General features: G+C 65.6%; 17 protein-coding genes and 1 pseudogene. 9 read left to right on the forward strand and 9 right to left on the reverse strand.

The window, feature by feature from the left end:
- Positions 1 to 45 precede the first annotated feature (45 nt).
- The 5 genes from ACM6JT_RS31655 (at position 46) to ACM6JT_RS31675 (ending at position 4,309) form a co-directional block, all read left to right on the forward strand.
- Entirely contained in the window at positions 46 to 1,128 is a 1,083-nt protein-coding gene (locus tag ACM6JT_RS31655) for a glycosyltransferase (protein ID WP_414858017.1), read from the forward strand.
- 93 nt (positions 1,129 to 1,221) lie between these two features.
- Positions 1,222 to 2,067, forward strand: coding sequence for a 3-deoxy-8-phosphooctulonate synthase (gene kdsA, locus ACM6JT_RS31660; RefSeq protein ID WP_414857901.1), 846 nt, complete (start codon positions 1,222 to 1,224; stop codon positions 2,065 to 2,067).
- Positions 2,064 to 2,615, forward strand: a complete 552-nt coding sequence (locus tag ACM6JT_RS31665; RefSeq protein WP_034184600.1) for a KdsC family phosphatase — start codon at positions 2,064 to 2,066, stop codon at positions 2,613 to 2,615. Before kdsA ends, ACM6JT_RS31665 begins: the two co-directional genes overlap by 4 nt.
- Positions 2,599 to 3,396, forward strand: coding sequence for a 3-deoxy-manno-octulosonate cytidylyltransferase (gene kdsB, locus ACM6JT_RS31670; protein WP_414857902.1), 798 nt, complete (start codon positions 2,599 to 2,601; stop codon positions 3,394 to 3,396). Before ACM6JT_RS31665 ends, kdsB begins: the two co-directional genes overlap by 17 nt.
- Complete coding sequence (locus tag ACM6JT_RS31675; RefSeq protein WP_414857903.1) at positions 3,374 to 4,309, forward strand: KpsF/GutQ family sugar-phosphate isomerase; 936 nt, start codon at positions 3,374 to 3,376, stop codon at positions 4,307 to 4,309. The genes kdsB and ACM6JT_RS31675 overlap by 23 nt, the downstream gene beginning before the upstream one ends.
- A gap of 55 nt (positions 4,310 to 4,364) precedes the next feature.
- Here ACM6JT_RS31675 and ACM6JT_RS31680 read toward each other — a convergent pair whose 3' ends face one another.
- The 4 genes from ACM6JT_RS31680 to galU form a co-directional block, all read right to left on the reverse strand.
- Complete coding sequence (locus ACM6JT_RS31680) at positions 4,365 to 5,564, reverse strand: sialidase family protein (protein WP_414857904.1); 1,200 nt, start codon at positions 5,562 to 5,564, stop codon at positions 4,365 to 4,367.
- On the reverse strand, positions 5,561 to 6,754 hold the full coding sequence (locus tag ACM6JT_RS31685) for a hypothetical protein (protein WP_051983850.1): 1,194 nt from the start codon (positions 6,752 to 6,754) through the stop codon (positions 5,561 to 5,563). Before ACM6JT_RS31685 ends, ACM6JT_RS31680 begins: the two co-directional genes overlap by 4 nt.
- 339 nt (positions 6,755 to 7,093) lie before the next feature.
- A complete protein-coding gene (locus ACM6JT_RS31690; protein ID WP_034184596.1) occupies positions 7,094 to 7,681 on the reverse strand; it encodes a phosphatase PAP2 family protein in 588 nt (195 codons plus the stop codon).
- Positions 7,682 to 7,705: 24 nt separating this feature from the next.
- Positions 7,706 to 8,590: a UTP--glucose-1-phosphate uridylyltransferase GalU gene (galU, locus tag ACM6JT_RS31695; RefSeq protein WP_034184685.1), complete on the reverse strand. Its 885-nt coding sequence runs from the start codon at positions 8,588 to 8,590 to the stop codon at positions 7,706 to 7,708.
- A 343-nt stretch (positions 8,591 to 8,933) separates the two neighbouring features.
- On the opposite strand from galU, the gene ACM6JT_RS31700 reads away from it, so the two are divergent.
- From ACM6JT_RS31700 to ACM6JT_RS31710, 3 genes and pseudogenes are all read left to right on the forward strand, one after another.
- A complete protein-coding gene (locus ACM6JT_RS31700; protein WP_414857905.1) occupies positions 8,934 to 9,167 on the forward strand; it encodes a flagellar transcriptional regulator FlhD in 234 nt (77 codons plus the stop codon).
- A gap of 129 nt (positions 9,168 to 9,296) precedes the next feature.
- Entirely contained in the window at positions 9,297 to 9,605 is a 309-nt protein-coding gene (locus tag ACM6JT_RS31705) for an H-NS histone family protein (protein ID WP_414857906.1), read from the forward strand.
- Between the two features lie 224 nt (positions 9,606 to 9,829).
- A pseudogene (locus ACM6JT_RS31710) lies at positions 9,830 to 10,027 on the forward strand (OsmC family peroxiredoxin); the annotation flags it as partial.
- A gap of 36 nt (positions 10,028 to 10,063) precedes the next feature.
- Here the strand turns inward: ACM6JT_RS31710 and ACM6JT_RS31715 are convergent.
- From ACM6JT_RS31715 to ACM6JT_RS31725, 3 genes are read right to left on the reverse strand one after another with little or no spacing between them, the layout of a single operon-like run.
- The gene (locus ACM6JT_RS31715) at positions 10,064 to 10,915 is read right to left on the reverse strand and encodes an ABC transporter ATP-binding protein (protein WP_414857907.1); all 852 of its coding nucleotides are present in this window, start codon (positions 10,913 to 10,915) and stop codon (positions 10,064 to 10,066) included.
- Positions 10,912 to 11,766, reverse strand: a complete 855-nt coding sequence (locus ACM6JT_RS31720) for an ABC transporter permease (protein WP_414857908.1) — start codon at positions 11,764 to 11,766, stop codon at positions 10,912 to 10,914. Before ACM6JT_RS31720 ends, ACM6JT_RS31715 begins: the two co-directional genes overlap by 4 nt.
- Before the next feature lie 10 nt (positions 11,767 to 11,776).
- The gene (locus ACM6JT_RS31725; protein WP_243567036.1) at positions 11,777 to 12,769 is read right to left on the reverse strand and encodes an aliphatic sulfonate ABC transporter substrate-binding protein; all 993 of its coding nucleotides are present in this window, start codon (positions 12,767 to 12,769) and stop codon (positions 11,777 to 11,779) included.
- Positions 12,770 to 13,113: 344 nt separating this feature from the next.
- Here ACM6JT_RS31725 and ACM6JT_RS31730 point away from each other — a divergent pair, with 344 nt between their 5' ends.
- Positions 13,114 to 14,541, forward strand: a complete 1,428-nt coding sequence (locus ACM6JT_RS31730) for an MFS transporter (RefSeq protein ID WP_414857909.1) — start codon at positions 13,114 to 13,116, stop codon at positions 14,539 to 14,541.
- Positions 14,542 to 14,662: 121 nt separating this feature from the next.
- Here the strand turns inward: ACM6JT_RS31730 and ACM6JT_RS31735 are convergent, their stop codons facing one another.
- Together ACM6JT_RS31735 and ACM6JT_RS31740 are read right to left on the reverse strand one after the other, a co-directional pair.
- Complete coding sequence (locus ACM6JT_RS31735) at positions 14,663 to 16,063, reverse strand: LLM class flavin-dependent oxidoreductase (RefSeq protein ID WP_414857910.1); 1,401 nt, start codon at positions 16,061 to 16,063, stop codon at positions 14,663 to 14,665.
- On the reverse strand, positions 16,060 to 17,319 hold the full coding sequence (locus ACM6JT_RS31740) for an acyl-CoA dehydrogenase family protein (RefSeq protein ID WP_414857911.1): 1,260 nt from the start codon (positions 17,317 to 17,319) through the stop codon (positions 16,060 to 16,062). The genes ACM6JT_RS31735 and ACM6JT_RS31740 overlap by 4 nt, the downstream gene beginning before the upstream one ends.
- Between the last annotated feature and the right edge of the window lie 290 nt (positions 17,320 to 17,609).

The following is a 17,609-nucleotide window of genomic DNA, read 5'->3' on the forward strand; positions in this document are numbered from 1 at the left end:
TAGCCGTCGCTGCGCGACGGCGCATTCCTCATGGAACGGGTCCCGATGAAAATCGCCCACATAGTCGAATCAAGCGCCACGGGCACGTTGTCGATGGTGTGCCTGATCGCGAATCGCCTTGCTCGCGAAGGCCATGACGTGCACGTCATCTACTCGGTTCGACCGGATACGCCGTCCGGGCTCGCCGCGCTGTTCGACGAGCGGGTTTCGTTGTGTCATGTCCAGATGAAGGGCATAAGCCTGTTGCGAACCGCGGGCCGGCTGCGCGCGACGCTCAACGAGATGGGCCCGGATGTCGTGCATCTGCATTCGTCGTTCGCCGGCTTTCTCGGGCGCCTGTCGACGCTGTTCGCGTTGCCGAACGCGGCGTTCCTTTACAGCCCGCACTGCATTTCGTTCATGCGCCGCGATATCTCGAACGTGAAGCGGCTGGCGTTCGTCGGCCTGGAGAGAATCGCGTGTGTCCGGAAATGTCTTTACGTGGCGTGTTCGGAAAGCGAAGGCCGCGCGATTCGCGCATGGCTGCGCCAGCCGGTGGTGGTGGTCGAGAACGCCGTGGGCGATACCGCGTCTTCCGTGCCTCCGCGCGACGCGGAGCGCTTTTCGGACGGCCCTGCATGCGTGGTGACGGTAGGCGGCATCCGTGCGCAAAAGAATCCCGCGCTGTTCGCGCAGATCGCCCGCGGCATGCGCGCGCGCGGCATGCGCTTCGTCTGGATCGGCGACGGCGATGATGCATTGAAGGCCGACCTGGCACAGGCCGGTGTCGAAGTGACCGGATGGCTCTCGCGCGACGAAGTGGCGCGCCGGCTCGAATGCGCGGACGTGTACCTGTCGACGTCGTCGTGGGAGGGCATGCCGGTGTCGGTCATCGAGGCCATGCTAGCTGGCCGGCCGGTCGTCGTGTCCGACTGCGCTGGCAATGCGGACGTCGTACGCCATCTGCGGACCGGCGTGATCTATGCGACGGCAACCGACGCGCTCGCGTGGCTGGAGCGCCTCGCCGGCGACGCCTCCTTGCGTCGGGAACTGGGCCGGCGGGCGAGCCGCGAGGCGCGGCAACGCTTTGGCGAGGAGCGTTTGTTCAGAGAGCTCGCGCCGCTTTATGCGATATCGGCGGCCCGCTGAAGGCCGTCTTCGGCGGCGATCAACCGGCGCGGTCGCGCAGCGTCTGCCGACGCGCGGTGCGAGCGACGCTGATCCAATTTCGTGGAGAACTGTATGAATGTATCGATTACCCCGGACGTCACGGTCGGCAACAGCTTGCCGTTCGTGCTCTTCGGCGGGCTCAACGTGCTCGAAAGCGTCGAGTCGACGCTCGAAGTGTGCAATACGTACGTCGAGGTCACACACCGTCTCGGCATTCCGCTGGTATTCAAGGCTTCCTTCGACAAGGCGAACCGTTCGTCGATCCATTCGTATCGCGGCGTGGGGTTCGACGAGGGGCTCAGGATTTTCGAGGAGATCAAGCACCGCTTCGACGTTCCCGTCATTACGGATGTCCACGAGGTATGGCAGGCCGAACCAATCTCGCAGGTCGTGGACGTCCTGCAGATCCCGGCGTTTCTCGCGCGCCAGACGGATCTCGTGGTCGCGATCGCGCGGACCGGCAACGCAGTCAATATCAAGAAGCCTCAGTTCATGAGCCCGACGCAGATCGAGCACGTCGTGTCGAAGTGCCGCGAAGCCGGCAACGACCGGGTGATCCTGTGCGAGCGCGGTTCGTCATTCGGATACGACAATCTCGTCGTGGACATGCTGGGTTTCCGCCAGATGCGCGACGCGACGCGAGATTGTCCGGTGATCTTCGACGTGACGCATAGTCTTCAGATGCGCGATCCGCACGGTGCCGCATCCGGCGGCAGACGGCGGCAGGTACTGGATCTGGCGCGCGCAGGGATGGCGGTGGGCTTGGCCGGGCTGTTCCTCGAAGCGCATCCGGATCCCGAGCACGCGCGCTGCGACGGCCCGAGCGCACTACCGCTCGCGCATCTCGACGCGTTCCTGCGGCAGATGAAGGCAGTGGACGATCTGGTCAAGTGGCTCCCGCCGCTCGATATCCAATGAGCGGCGCAACGTATGGCGGGGCCGTGCGCCTGGTTCTGTTCGATGTCGACGGCGTGCTGACCGACGGCCTGCTGCATGTGAGCGCCGACGGTGAATTCATGAAGTGCTTTCATGCGCACGACGGCATTGCGATCGCGCTGCTGCGTGCGCACGGCATCCGCAGCGGCATCCTGTCGGGCAAGCACAGCGGTGCGCTAGCGTGGCGCGCGGCGCAGCTCGGCATCGACGTGCTGGTGACCGGATGCGACGACAAGGCGGTGGGTTACGCGGACATCAAGCTGCGGCAGCAGCTCGATGACAGCGCGATCGCCTATGTCGGCGACGACGTGAACGATCTGGCGGTCATCGAACGCGTCGGCGTGTCGTACGCGCCGGCCGACGCGCACCGCCTCGTCCGCGCGCGCGTCGATCATGTAACGAACGCGGCCGGCGGCCGCGGCGTGGCGCGCGAGGTGGCGGAGCATCTGTTGAGCGACGGCGGTCTGTCGCTCGACGATGCCTACCGGCCGATACTCGGGCAATGGAGTGGCCATGGCGCCGTTCAATAGCAGGCGGCCGGTGCGTGTCGTGATTCCGGCGCGATACGGATCGACGCGACTGCCGGGCAAGCCGCTCGTCGATCTGGACGGGGAGCCGATGATCGCGCGCGTGCATGCGCGCGTGCGCCGGGCACTGCCGGATGCGGAAATCATCGTTGCAATTGACGATGAACGCATTGCCGATGTGCTCGGCGCGCGGGATATCCGATTTGCGATGACGGATGCCGGTCATGCGTCCGGCACCGATCGCGCGGCGGAAGTCGCGCGCACGCTCGGTTGGCGCGACACCGACGTGGTGCTCAACGTGCAGGGGGATGAACCGCTCGTGCCGACTGCGCTGTTGGAGGCGTTCGCCGGCTTCTGCGGCGCGGCGCAGGACCTTCGTGTCGCGACGGTAGCCTGTCCGCTCGCCGATGCCGCGCAGATCGGCGAACCGGCGATCGTCAAGCTCGTCGTCGACGGCCGCGGCCGCGCGCTGTATTTCTCGCGCGCGGCGATTCCGTTCTGCCGCGACGGTCGCCCGGACGACCCGCGCGCCGGTGTATTCCTGCGGCACATCGGGCTCTACGGCTATTCGAATGCCGCACTGCAGTCGCTGGCCGGCGCTGCCGCGTGCGAACTCGAGCAACTGGAGATGCTCGAGCAGTTGCGCGCGTTATGGCTCGGCATGCCGATCGACGTGATGCGATGGCCCGATGCGCCGCCCGCCGGCGTCGATACGCCCGACGACGTCGCCCGTGTTGTCTCCCTTTTCAAACGACAAATCCATGATGCGACAGAACCATATTGAATCCGCCCGTGAAGTCTTCGAGATCGAATCCCGGGCGTTGGCGTGGGTGGCGGCGCGGCTCGATACGAATTTCGACGAGGCGGTCGAGACGATACTCGAGTCGAGCGGCCGCGTCGTCGTATGTGGTATGGGCAAATCCGGGATCGTCGGCCGGAAGATCGCCGCGACGCTGTCGAGCACCGGCACGCCGGGTTTTTTCATGCACCCGGGCGAGGCCTATCACGGCGATCTGGGCATGGTTACGCCGGACGACGCGTTTCTCGCGATCTCGAACTCCGGAGAAACGGCCGAAGTGATCAAGCTGATTCCGTTTCTCCGAAGCAACGGCAACGCGCTGATCGCGCTGACCGGCAACCCTTCGTCGACGCTGGCGAGCGCCGCCCGGGTCCATCTCGATATCGGCGTCGAACGGGAGGCCTGCCCGCTGCAGCTCGCGCCGACCGCGTCGACGACGGCGACGCTCGCGATGGGCGATGCGCTGGCGGTGACACTGATGCGCGCGCGCGGCTTTCGGCCGGAACATTTCGCGCGCTTCCACCCGGGCGGCTCGCTCGGGCGGCGGCTGTTGTCCACGGTCGACGACGAGATGGTGTGCCGCGACCTGCCGTTCGTGACGGAGAGCACGTCGACGCTCGACGTGCTGGACGCGATGACGCGCGGGCGGCTCGGGCTCGCGATCGTGAAGCGGGCAAGCGGCTGGGGGATCGTGACCGACGGCGACATTCGACGCGCGATCGAGCGGCATGGCGATAACGTATTCCGGCGCACGGCGGCCGACATGATGTCGATCGAACCGTCGTCGGTGCCGCCCGGCACGCGGGTCGAGGATGCATTGCTGTTGATGGAGCAGCAGCGAATCGGCGCGCTGCTGGTGTCCGACGGTGCGAATATCGTTGGCGTATTCAAGAAATAGGTATCGGCTCCCGCCGCGTCGTTCGACACACGGGAGCGCGCCCGGCACCGGCGCGCTACTGCAGGCTTTGCGTCAGTTCGTTGGACGCGGTGTCCTGGCGGAAACGGCGGACGCGCAGGAACGTGATGAAATTCGAGTCGTGCTGGCTGGCCGCGCCGCCTTCCGGGTCGTCGAACGCGACGCGGAGCACCGCGACGATGTCGTTGCCGTCGAATTGCCAGTCGACGTATTGAAAGCCGTGCCGTTTCGTGTCGGCGTGTTGCAACAGGATGCGTCGTGCAGTCCACCTCCGGAGATCTGTGGAGGACAGCAGCACCAGCGTGTTGCGGACACGTTCGAGGTTCATCCGCCCGACGCTTGCCGGCACTGCGTTCGTGATCGTCCAGTATTGCTTCGACTGCGGGTCGAAGCGAATCGTGAATTTCTTGCCGGCGCCCGGCAAGTCGACGAAATCGCGCGCCGGATCGAACGCCAGCGTTCGGCCTTCCTCGCCCGTCGCCACCAGTGCGGCTTTTTCCGGGCCGTTCTCCGTGTTCACGCGAAGCATGACGGCGGGTGGGCCGTCCTGTCTGCCGACGACGTTGCCTTCCTCCCACGATTGGAATTTGCCGTCGAGCCAGCGCTTGTCCGACGGCAGATGAGTGGACACGCGCCAATTGCGCGCATCGAGGAGATCGCGATTCGCAGGCGCCGACATCACCAGCGCGCGCAGGTCGCCGTCCTCGACGCTTTCATACGCGCGCCAGACACGCCCGCGATCGACGAGAACGGGAACCGACCCAGTGATATAGCGCCCGGGATACGGTAGCAGCCCGGTGGACGCGTCGATCGGCGTGGTCCAGGACGCGCCGCCGTCGTCAGACCGGCGAATGGACGGCGTGCCCATCGAACGGTTGGTGCCCATCAGGTAAAGCGCGCCGTTCAGCACGAACAGCGACGACCAGTATTGGTTCGGCACGTCGCCGAGCCTGGACCAGGTCGAGCCTTTGTCGTGCGACGTGAAGACGGACACCCGGTTCTGCGACGCAGCGGGGCCGAACGTGTCGAAGGTCGCGACATAATCGCCGTTCGGCAGTATGGCCAGCGACGGTGAGCCGAGATACACGCGCGTGGCTGCCCGACTGTGCGAAATGACCTGGCCGGGCGGCGGGGGCACGGGTTCGGCGATCGATGCCGTCACGCAGAACGAGCACAGCGCCGCCATGAGCGACTGCTTCATCGCGGAAAGCGACGACGGATGCCGGGGTGATGTCATGTCGGGTGCGCCAGCGGCTTGCCGCCGGACAGGTTCGGGATTCGACTCGCGGCGGCGCGCCTGCGCGGCGCGTCCTGACCGGCCAGCACGACGAACAGCAGGATCGTGAGCCAGAGCATGCCATACAGAACGTGATATTTGAACAGCAGGATCGGCAGCAGATAGAGCAGATATCTCCGTCGGCCGGGTTGGCGGAACACGACGAACAGCGTGCCGAAGAACACGACGAAACCGGCGACGCCGGCGGCGAACACGAGGTAGACGTAGAACGAGCTGTCTCGCACCTGATAGCCGCGCAGGTGCGTTTTCCCGACGTTGTTTCGTTCGTCCCAGAACAGGCCGCCGCCGAACACGCCCGCGACGACGTCGCGCTCGGTCAGTTCTGTCAGAACGAGCGTACGGCTGCCGACCGCATCGTAGTCGACGGACTGGTTGATGCGCTGGTCGTACACGCTGTAGAGCCATGGGGTACAGGCAAGCGCAACGATGACGACGGCGATCCGGATGCGAAGTCGCCCGCGTCCTGCGAGGACGTGCAGCCCGCACAGTGCGGCGCAGACGGCCATCGACGCGACCGAGAAGCTGAGCAGCGCGGTGGCGAATGCAACGACGGATGCGAGCGTGATGCGTCGCTGCGACAGCAGCAGGATCACCCCGCTCGGGATCACCGTCATCGCATAGAACGACGGTTCCGAATACAGGCCCAGCGCGCGAATCGAAATCAGGCTGTCGCTCAGCGCCTTGGTCGCGTAGAGCGCTTCGGAGTCGGACTCGCGGACGTAGCTGTCGAAGTCGATGAAGGTGCCGCTCGCGAGGTAGTAGACGAGCTGAAAGGTGAAGAAGGCCGCGTGGACGTAAATGAGCGTCCTGCACGCCGTTTCGAGCGAATGCCGTGTGAGGACGCCGCCGGCAAACATCCAGTAGCTCAGCGCGACATAGGTCTGGATCAGCAGGAACTTGATGTAGAAGTTCACGTAGAAGTCGCCGAACGCGGACAGGATGAACGCGAGGCAGGTGCTGATCAGCCAGTACGTGCAAACCGGAAACAGGTGTCGCTGGTGCTTCATCAGCGTCGGCGCCCTGAGAAAGGCGAGTGCGCAGAGCAGGAAATACGCGGCAAAGGTGGCCCGTACGCTGAACGCATTGAGCGAGAAGAACAGTACGCTGGCTGAAAAGAGCAAGGTCGACATGCGTGCGCCCGATCGGAGAAGCCGGATTCGCCGCGTGCCGGCCGTTCCGGCGCCACGCGGCGCGATGCCGTGCGACGACGGGCAAGACGCCTGTCGGGCAGGGCTGGCTTGCTCTCCGGTTCGCACGCGGAAGCCCCGCCCGCCGTTCGGGACGAAGTGATTCCGGCGATCAAGCATAGACGGTTGGATGGCCCGGCGAGCCGGGTTGTCCGATCACGGCGGTATTCTGTCCGTTTCCGGAGAGGCGGCGCGGATCGGGCATGCGCGGACTTGCGCCGGGCGGGCGGTCGACGCGGTTCGTACCGCACCGCGCTGCCCGGCAACGCGAGGCGGCCATCGTCAGGATGGCATCGCGAAGCGTCCGCACAGAAACGGCGAATACCGCTCGATCGCCGCCTGAATCGGCGCGTGTCGGCCGTAGGCGACGGCCGACACGGCAAGCAGCGAAGCAGCGACGAGCGCGCGATACCTGACATCGACGCGCGGCGCGCCATGCCACCACACGAACGACAGCGCGACCGCCGAGCCGACGATCCAGCCGGCGATGACTTCCGACGGCGTATGCGCTTCGTCCAATACGCGTGCGACGCCGATTAGCGCGCCGAGCGCGAGCCCGAGCGACAACGACGTGCCCGGCCGAACGTTCGAGCAGCCGTGCAGCGCAAGCACGCATGTCATCGGCCATACCGCTGCGGCGAGCATCGTGTGCCCGCTGATCACGCGGAAATCGATCGCGCGGATCTGGATCCCGCAGCCGGCGTACAGCATCTTGGTGACGCCGACTAGCGCCATGCCTGCCGCGAGCATCAGCGCCCATGACGCCGCGTGACGTTGCCCGGCTGTCGACCGCGTCAGCCAGCCGATGCACACGACGGCAAGCGGCAACGTCATCGCCGCGTCGCCGAGATCGCTGACGGCTGCCCACATGACCGAGTCCGCGCGTATGTACCGTCAGGCGACCAGCAACGCCGACATGCGTGTCGCCAGATAGTTTTCGAAGTCCGCAGCCACTTCCGGGTGCCGCAGCGCGAACTCGACCGTCGCCTTCAGATACCCGAGCTTGCTGCCGCAATCGAAGCGCGTGCCGTCGTAGCGGTGGGCGAGCACCTGCTCGTCCGTCAGCAGCGACTGGATCGCGTCCGTCAGCTGCAGTTCGCCGCCGGCGCCGGGCCGAAGCGCGCGCAGATGGTCGAACACCTTCGGCTTCAGCACGTAGCGGCCCACGACGCCGAAATTCGACGGCGCCTTTGCCGGCTCCGGTTTCTCGACGATCCCGGACAGCTTGAACAGGTTGTCCTCCCAGCGTTTGCCGTCGATCACGCCGTACGACCTCGATTCGTCCGGCGCGATCTCCTCCACGCCGATCACCGACGCATGATAGTGATCGAATACGTCGATCATCTGGCGCAGCACCGGCGTCGGGCCGTCCAGCAGATCGTCGGCGAGGATCACCGCGAACGGCTGGTTGCCGACGAGTTTTTCAGCGCACAGCACGGCATGGCCGAGCCCCAGCGCTTCGGCCTGGCGAACGTAAAAGCAATCGACGTGGCTCGGTTTGATGCTGCGAACGAGGGAAAGCAGCTTTTCCTTGCCGCGTGCTTCGAGTTCGGCTTCGATCTCGTAGGATTTGTCGAAGTGGTCTTCGATCGCACGCTTGCTGCGGCCGGTCACGAAAATCATTTCGGTGATGCCGGCGTCGATGGCTTCTTCGACCGCATATTGAATGAGCGGCTTGTCCACGACAGGCAGCATCTCTTTCGGGCTGGCCTTGGTTGCAGGCAAAAATCGCGTGCCGAGGCCTGCGACCGGAAATACGGCTTTCGTCACTTTCAACATGATTTCGGATTCCATCCGTTCAGGATTAGGACCAACGATACGATGGCGGGCAATGCAGGAATGCAATCGTCGATCGTCGGTGCTGTGCCGTTCGCGCGAATGGTCCGCGCGTCGTCCGAAAATCGTATGGGCGTTCCGGTTTCGGCTGGTGACCGAATCTAGGCTGAATCCGACAGCGATGAATCGGGAATGCGATTGCCGATTTATCGCGTGTCGGATGCCATCTAGGAATTGTCGGCATGACGCCGACCGCATGACATAGATTCTGGCATCTACTACTGGACGGTCCGGTAACGGCGCCGCGTTCGCGGCACACGGAATCGCCGTCGGCTCAGGAGCGGTCATGACCGGACAGGGCGATATCTTCGATGCAATCGCGGAATTCAACCGCGCGTATCTCGTGCTAGCGCAGCGCATGCTGCGTATCGACCGCGAAGAGGGCAAGCGGCAATTGGGTATTTCCGATGAAATTGCCGTGTCCATCGTCTCGTTGACGCTGGACCAGATCGATGAACTCGCGGCCAGTGGCGAGCTGGTCTGTGAATTTCGCGCCGAAAACGCACCGGGGCGCGCGTGATCCGCTTTCGGTTGTTGGAATGCGAGTTCCGGTCGCGCCTCTTCACGACATTGAATCGTGACAATCGGGCGGTCGTATTGTCGTGCCCGTTCGGTCTTTTATAACACCGTAAGAATGTGGAGGAATCGCATGGCCGGTTATCGTGAATTGAAAGCGCAAGCCGACGAGTTGATGAAGCGCGTCGAGGAAGCGAGACTCGCCGAACTCGAGGCCGTCATACACGAGGTTCGCACCCGGGTCGCCGAATATGGCCTGACAGCCAGACAGATATTCGGCCGCCCGGGCAGCGCTGGAAAACCGGCTGCGCGAAAGACCGCGGCAGCACCCAGGTATCGCGATCCGAAGACCGGCGCGACGTGGAACGGGCGAGGGCGCGAGCCCGGCTGGATCAAGGGCGGGCGTCGCGAACGTTTCCTGATCGAGCGCAACCCTGTTTGAGCGCGTAGCGGCAAACCGGGCCGCGATGATCGGAGGGCGAGTCATGAATCACGGGTACGCACATATCGTCTGGAGACGTCCCCAGCGATTTCAGCACTGTGCGAACCGAACCGTGACACGGCACTCACGGTGCGCGCTCGATGCATGACCGGCGATCACGCGACCGGCGATGGTTGAGAGCGCCGCTGATCGTGCGATGGCGACGGTCGCATGCGCTGTCCGAACCGCGGACGCAGCAGCCGGGCTTCGAGCATGTGCCCGTGTTCCCGCACAACCTTCGCTATACGCTCGACATCGTGTCGCCCGAGCCGCCCGACGCGATTCGCGCGCTGCATCAGGCGGTCGAAGCGGTCTGCCCGATCTTCAACCTGCTGAGGTTGCCGCAGACCATCGACGGCGAACTGCGGCACACTCGTGCATGACGCGCCGGGGCCGCATGTTCGACAGGACTTGCCGGCTCATGGCAACGAGTTTCGAGCCTCCTGGATTCCGGATTCGGATGCCTGATGGTCGTGCGGCTGGCGCCTCGTGCCGTCCGCACGATCGTGAAAGCGCTGGAACGCATCGAGCAGCCGCGCGCGCTGCGCGGCCAGCGACGGGTCGCGCCGATCGCGCGGCCGCGCGACTGCGACGTGGATCTCGTCGTCGACGCGGCCCGGGTTCGGCGCGAGCATCAGCACGCGATCGCCGAGATGCAGTGCCTCGTCGAGATCGTGCGTAACGACGATCGCTGACATCCGGTGACGGTGAACCACATCGAGCAGCAGCGTCTGCAACCGCATCCGGGTGATCGCGTCGACCGCGCTGAACGGTTCGTCGAGCAGCAACAGGTCCGGCTCGCCGAACAGCCCGCGCGCGATCGCGGCGCGCTGGGCCATCCCGCCCGACAACGTGGCCGGCAGTTGCCGCGCGACGCCAGCAAGGCCGACTTCATCGAGCAGCCGTGCGACGGTCGGCTCGCGGCCGCCTCGCGGGCCGGACGCGAAGCCGACGTTGTCCGCGATCGATAGCCACGGCAGCAGTCGCGGTTCCTGAAAAATGACGCCGATGCGCGGGGAGGGCCCGTCGAGCGCGATTCCGTCGAGCTTCACGCTGCCGCGGAAGTCAGCGTCGAGACCGGCGACGATCCGCAGCAGCGTGCTTTTTCCGCAGCCACTCGGGCCGACCATGCAGACGATTTCGCCGCGGGCAACCTGCAGCGGGACGTCGGCGAGGATCGTCCGATCTCCGTAAAGCTTGCGGGCAATCCGCAGGTCGAGCAGCGGCGTAGCGGTGCCGGCCGTCGTGTGCGCAGAAGGCAGCGTACTCATTTCGACGCCTCGTGCGGCGTGTTGTCGAATGCGTCGCGCCAGCCGAGCCAGTGCGATTCGATGCGCCGCATCGCGCCGTCGGTCAGCTTGCCGAGCAACGCGAGCAGCAGGATCGCGCCGAACACGAGATCGGGGCGCCCGGTTTCCCGGCCGTCGCTCAACAGGAAGCCAAGGCCGCGCGTGGCCGCGATCAGCTCCGCGGCGACCATGAACATCCACGCAAGGCTGAGGCCGGTACGCAGGCCGGTAACGATTTGCGGCAGCGCGGCCGGCAGCAGGATTCGACGGAACAGCGCGACCGGGCCAAGCCGGTATACCGCGCCGAGCTCGACGAGCTTGCGGTCGACGTCGCGAATCCCGGCGACCACCGCCAGATGAACCGGAAAGAATGCGCCGATCGCAATCAGCGTGATCTTCGGCGCTTCGTCGATGCCGAGCCACAGCAGCAGCACGGGCACCCACGCGAGCGACGGGATCGCACGCAGCGCCTGGAACGTAGGCTCCAGCAGCGCGTCGATCCGGCGGCTCAGGCCCATCGCCGCGCCGACGACGAGCGCGAGCCCGGCACCGGCCGCGAAACCTGCCGCGACCCGAAGTGTGCTCGCGCCGATATGGTGCGCGATGCGTGTGATGCCCATCCGGGCGAGCGTATCGAGAATCTCGCTCGGCGCCGGGACGAGGTGGTCCGGCAGCCAGCCGTGCCGCACGCCGTATTCCAGCAGCGCGAGCGCGGCGAACGGCAATGCTAGGCCCGCGATGCGCCACGCGCGAAGCGGGTCGCGCCGGCTCGCGCGGGGCGATGCAAGGCGGTGGGGCGCGAGCGCGTCGTCGCGAGTGGCGGTGTCCGTCATCGGCGTGAACTCAGTGCGACGCGGCGACGAGCGGGCGCGCAAATGCCGGATCGATCAGCGTATCGACAACCTTCGCGGCATCGACGCCGGGCCTGGTCAACTGTTCGGCCGTCAGTACCGGCGCCGCTGCCTTTAGCGCTGCGCGTTGGGTATCGCCCGGCACCGGATCGCTGAAGTCGTTGCGCTGAAGCTGCAGTTTCGCAACCGGCAGCGATACCTTCGATTCGTCGGCGACGATCTGCGCGGTGTCGGCCGGATGCGCGATGATCCATTGGCGCGCGCGATCGTAGACCTTCAGCACGCGCGTGACCGCCTGCGGGTACTGGCTGGCGAATGCGTCGCGCACGTTCAGGAAACCGTACGTATTGAATGCGACGTTGCGGTACAGCAGGCGTGCGCCGTCGTCGAGCTGTGCTGCTGCCATGTGCGGATCGAGACCGGCCCATGCGTCGACCTGACCGTTCGCGAGTGCGGTGCGCCCGTCCGGATGCTGCAGGTTCACGATCTCCACATCGTCGCGCGTCAGGCCGGCCGTGTGCAATGCGCGCAGCGTGAACAGGAACGGATCGGTGCCGCGCGTCGCGGCGATTTTCTTGCCCTTCAGGTCTGCGAGAGAGCGGATCGGCGAATCCTTGCGGACTACGAGCGCGGTCCACTCGGGGCGCGAGAACACGTATACGGCGCGGATCGGGTTGCCGTTTGCCCGGGCGAGCACCGACGCGAGCCCCGCGGCCGATCCGAAGTCGACCGCGCCGCTGTTCAGGTATTCCAGCGCGCGATTGCTGCCGAGGCTCAGCACCCAGCGAATCGACGTGCGGTCGACCTTGAACTCGTCGTCGAGCCAGCCGAAGTGGCGAATCACCAGGCTCTCCGGCGAGTAGTACGCATAGTCGACGCGGATTTCCGCGGGGGTTGCCGCACGTGCGTGCATCGATACGAGACCGGCGAAAGCGGCAACGACGATGGCCGCGGATTGCCATGCGCGGGACCAGGACAGCTTCATCGGGGAATCTCCGGAAGAGCGGCAACGCGCCGCGAACAGGCAGGATGACCGCTCAATGTACCGAAGCGCCGTGGAATCGATAACGAAGAAATCCACGATTGCACATGCACGCCGCTGCTAAGCGCACGCGACGAGCAACTTTATGACGCACACCGAATAATTTATCGCGTTATATCGCTTGGGATAACCGGATCGCGAGAACAGAATCTCCGCTGCCGGAACTCGACGACAGTACGTGCCGACGGTCGAGCATTTGCTCCACGCACCGTCGATAGCGAATGCGCGTGCCGCGTTCCCGGCTCCCTGTGGATATCGCCGAACGTTCGGCGCAACAAAGGAATGCGATGAGTTCGATCGATCTGAACGCTGTCACACCGGTTTCCGCGCCTATCCGCTCCGCGAGCGACGTGGCGCGCCTGATCAATACGACGGACAGCTCCGTCAGCCATGCGCGGATGATCGTGCTGCTCGCGCTCGGCGGCGTGTTTCTCGATGCGTACGACCTGACGACGTTGTCCTACGGCATCGACGACGTGGCGCGCGAGTTCGGCCTGACGCCCGCGCTGACCGGGCTGGTCGGTTCGGCGATCATGATCGGCACGATCTTCGGCAGCCTGATCGGCGGGTGGCTGACCGACAGGATCGGCCGTTATCAGGTGTTCATGGCCGACATGCTGTTTTTCGTGATCGCCGCGATCGCGGCCGGGCTGGCGCCGAACGTCTGGGTGCTGATCGGCGCACGCTTCGTGATGGGGCTCGGTGTCGGTATCGACCTGCCTGTCGCGATGGCGTTTCTCGCGGAATTCTCGAAGTTCAACGGCCGCGGCAACAAGGCGTCGCGGCTCGCCGCGTGGTGCCCGATGTGGTACGTGGCGTCGTCGGTCTGTTTCCTGCTGATCTTCGGCCTGTATTTCCTGCTGCCGGCCGAGCACGCGGGTTGGCTTTGGCGCGCGTCGCTGATCTTCGGCGCGGTGCCCGCGCTCGTCATCATTCTGGTCAGGAATCGTTTCATGAACGAATCGCCGCTGTGGGCCGCGAATCAGGGCGACCTGGCCAATGCCGCGCGAATCCTTCGCGAGTCGTACGGCATTCACGCACACGAAGCGGAGAACGCACGACGCGAGCCGAGCCAGCCGCCCGTGCGGATTCGCGTGCTGTTCCAGCGCCCGTATCTCGGACGCACGATCGTCGCCAGCGTGATGAACCTGTGCATCCCGTTCGAATACACGGCGATTGCGTTTTTCCTGCCGTCGATCCTGTCGCAGTTTCTCGGCGCGGGCGTGTTCGAGACGATCGCGGCATCGCTCGCGCTGAACGTCCTGTTCGCGTTTACCGGCGGCTTGCTGGGCATGCGCCTCGCGTATCGATATCCGTCGCGTCATGTCGCGATCGCGGGCTTCGCGCTGCAGTTCGTCGCGCTTGTCGCGCTTGCGCTGGCAGGGCATCCGCACGGCGCGCTCGCGGTCGGCATCGTGCTGCTGATGCTCGGCACCTGGCTGTTCGCCGAAGGTTTCGGGCCGGGCGCGCAGATGATGATCTATCCCACCTTGTCTTACCCGGCAGCGATCCGCGGCACCGGTGTCGGTTTCGGGCGTTCGCTGTGCGGCATCGGCCAGGCGCTTGCGCTGTTCGTGCTGCCGATCCTGCAGGCCCGTCTCGGTACGAACATGTTCTGGGTCGTCGCGATCAGTGCGGTCACGCCGATCGTGTTTCTGCTGATCGTGCGTTACGAGCCGACGGCGCGCGACATCGACGACGAGGGCGTCGCGTGAACGCTGGCGGGGGAGCGTTCGCCGCCCCGGAAAATACCAACGGCTTCGTCGGACCGCACGAAGCCGTTTGCGCTGAAGCCGGTCGCCGCCGAATGCGGGCAAGCCGGCTTCGACATTGCCGTCACGCGCTGACGATCTCCCGCTCGGCATCGCGCTTGACCTGCTCGATATCGCGAAACTGCGCGGCCGGATGCTCGTCCGGCAGCCGCGCCGTGCCGCCGAACAGTTTCTCGCGCAGCGTGCCCGGCGCATATTGCGTCGGATAGACGCCGCGCCGCTGCAGCTCCGGAACGAGAAAGTGCACGATGTCTTCGAAGGTTTCATGCGCGACCGCATACGCGAGATTGAAGCCATCCACGTCGGTTGCGGCAACCCATTCCTGCAGGATGTCCGCGACGGTCGCCGCCGACCCGACGAACACCGGGCCCATTCCCCCGATGCCACCCCAGGCCGCCAGTGCCTCGATCGTCCACGCGGTGTCGCCGCCGGCGAGGTGCTCGACCGCCGACACGATCGCATTCGTTTCGACGCGCCTGACCGGATCGGCCGGCGCATACTGGCCGAAGTCGATGCCGGTCCAGCCGGACATGAACACCAGCGAACCGTCGTACGACACGTAGCGGCGGTACTCGTCGAACTTGGCCTGTGCCTTCTCGTCGGTTTCGTCGACGATCACCGTGACGAGGTTGTAGATCAGCACCTTGCGCGGATCGCGGCCCGCGGCGGCGGCCTGCGCACGCACATCGGCCACGTAGCGCGCGAGCTGCTCGCGGGTCGGCGCGGCGACGAACACGCATTCGGCGTGCTGCGCGGCGAACGCCTTGCCGGGGCCGGACGCGCCGGCCTGGAACAGCACCGGCGTGCGCTGCGGCGACGGTTCGCACAGGTGATAGCCGGGCACGTCGAAGAAGCGGCCCTTGTGGCCGATCTCGTGCACCTTCTCGGGATGCGTGAACACGCGGCCGTCGCGATCGCGCACCACCGCGCCGTCTTCCCAGCTGCCCTCGAACAGCTTGTACAGCACCTCGACGTATTCGGCAGCGACCGCATAACGGTCGTCGTGCGTGCGCAAGCCGTGATCGCCGACGTTCTTCGCGCCACTTTCCAGGTAGGACGTGACGATGTTCCACGCGAGCCGGCCCTTGGTGTGATGGTCGGCGGTCGACAGCCGGCGCGCGAACGTGTACGGGTGCTCGAACGTCGTCGACGCGGTAATGCCGATGCCGAGATGCTCGGTCGCCATCGCGATCGGCGCCGCGAGCTGCAGCGGGTCGTTGACCGGGATCTGCGCGGCCTGGTGCAGCGCGTGGTAGTTGCTGCCCTTGTAGACGTCGTAATAGCCGATCACGTCCGCGATGAAGATCGCGTCGAAGATCCCGCGTTCGAGGATGCGGGCGAGGTCGGTCCAGTAGTCGAGATCCTTGTACTGCCACGAACGGTCGCGCGGATGCGCCCACAGCCCCGGCGACTGATGGCCGACACAGTTCATCTCGAACGCGTTGAAGCGAATGGTCTTGCTCATCGCGCGACTCCCGGTTCCGCGCCGGCGCTCGTGCCGTTGCCGACGCGCCAGACGAACGGCGGCGTGCGACCGTTGATGATCCAGTCGCCGACGATCCGCGCCTTGTAGACGAGCGGATTGTGCGACGACACCGTGCGCGCATTGCGCCAGTGGCGGTCGAGCGCGGTCGTGCTGCGGGTGGCGGATGCACCGAGCGCGTCGAACAGCCGCGTCGCGGCGCGCAGTACGAGTTCGGACACGACGAGCTGGCTCTGCGCGGATTCGATTTCGGCCGCGACGTTTGCGTCGTGTTCGGCCTGTTCGTCGCCGCCGAAGCGGGTTTCGTAGGCGAGCTGAAGCGGCTGCGCGGCGCGCAGCGCGAGCGCGTCGGCCGCATACGCCCATGACGAGATTTCGCCGATCACCTGCTGGAGCTGCGCATCGTCGCCCGCACGTGCGGCGTTGCCGTGGCTGTACACGCGGGTGCGGTTGCGCACGAGTTCACCCGCGTCGCGCACGATCGCGTGGCCGATGCCGGCCAGCGTCGCAACGTGGAACAACTGGTAGAACGCGGTCTGGTACTTGAAGCGGCGTGCGAAGTCGATCACGTTGTCGGCGTCGACCGTCGCATTCTCGAAGCGCGTCGTGCCGCTGCCGGTGGTCGTCTGGCCGAAGCCGTCCCAGTCGTCTTCGCGGATCACGCCGGTTTGCGCGGTCGCGACGGCGACGATCACGTCGCTGCCGTCGTGTGCGCGCTGCGCGAACACGTCGATCCAGTCGGCGAACAGGCTGCCCGTGCTGTAGAACTTCCGCCCGTTCAGCACGAGCCGGCCGTTCTGTTCCGACACCTTCGTGATGGTCTGGCCGAGCGGCACGTCGCCGGCCTCCGACCATGCGTTGCCGACGAGCTGGCCGCTCGCGAAGCGGTCGAACCATGTCGTGCGTTGCGGCCCGGGCGGCGCGTTCAGCCAGTCCTCGACGAACGCGAAGTGTCCGCGCAACGCCTGCGGCAGATTGGAATCGGCGGCGGCGAGCTCGATCAGCAGCCGGAACAACTGCGGCAGCGATGCGCCGGCACCGCCGTCGCGTACCGGCAGCCGTACCGCGCCGAAGCCGGCCGCCTTCAGCCAGCCGATCGCTTCGTGCGGCAGTTCGCGGCGGCGTTCGCGTTCGGCGGTGCCGGCGGCGATGCGGTCGAATATCGGCCGGAACCGGCTCGCGAGTGCGTCGTAGTCGGTGCCGGTGGAAAGGTCGGTGTCTGCGTGCGACGAAGTCATGCGGATTTCCTCGAAGGGCGGGGCCGTTTGCGCCGGGAGGCCAGTATAGGAAGCGCGGGGCGGGCGTTCCAATAACGGATTCGCAGATCGTTATCGTCGATGAGCATTACGCGGACCGGCTGCGGACGCCCCGACGCTCGGGCATCGATTGCGGCGCGGAAGCATGATGTTGCGTGCGTGAATCTCCATGTCGTTTGTGATCCGAAGGAATATCGTTACGAGAATCGCTCGGTTTGCCGACCTGCAACGCGCTGCTAGATTGAATGCTTTCGCGATTCGACAGGAGAGCC

Source organism: Burkholderia sp. IT-111MI5, from assembly GCF_949752865.1.
GTDB classification, from domain to species: Bacteria; Pseudomonadota; Gammaproteobacteria; order Burkholderiales; family Burkholderiaceae; genus Burkholderia; species Burkholderia pyrrocinia_C.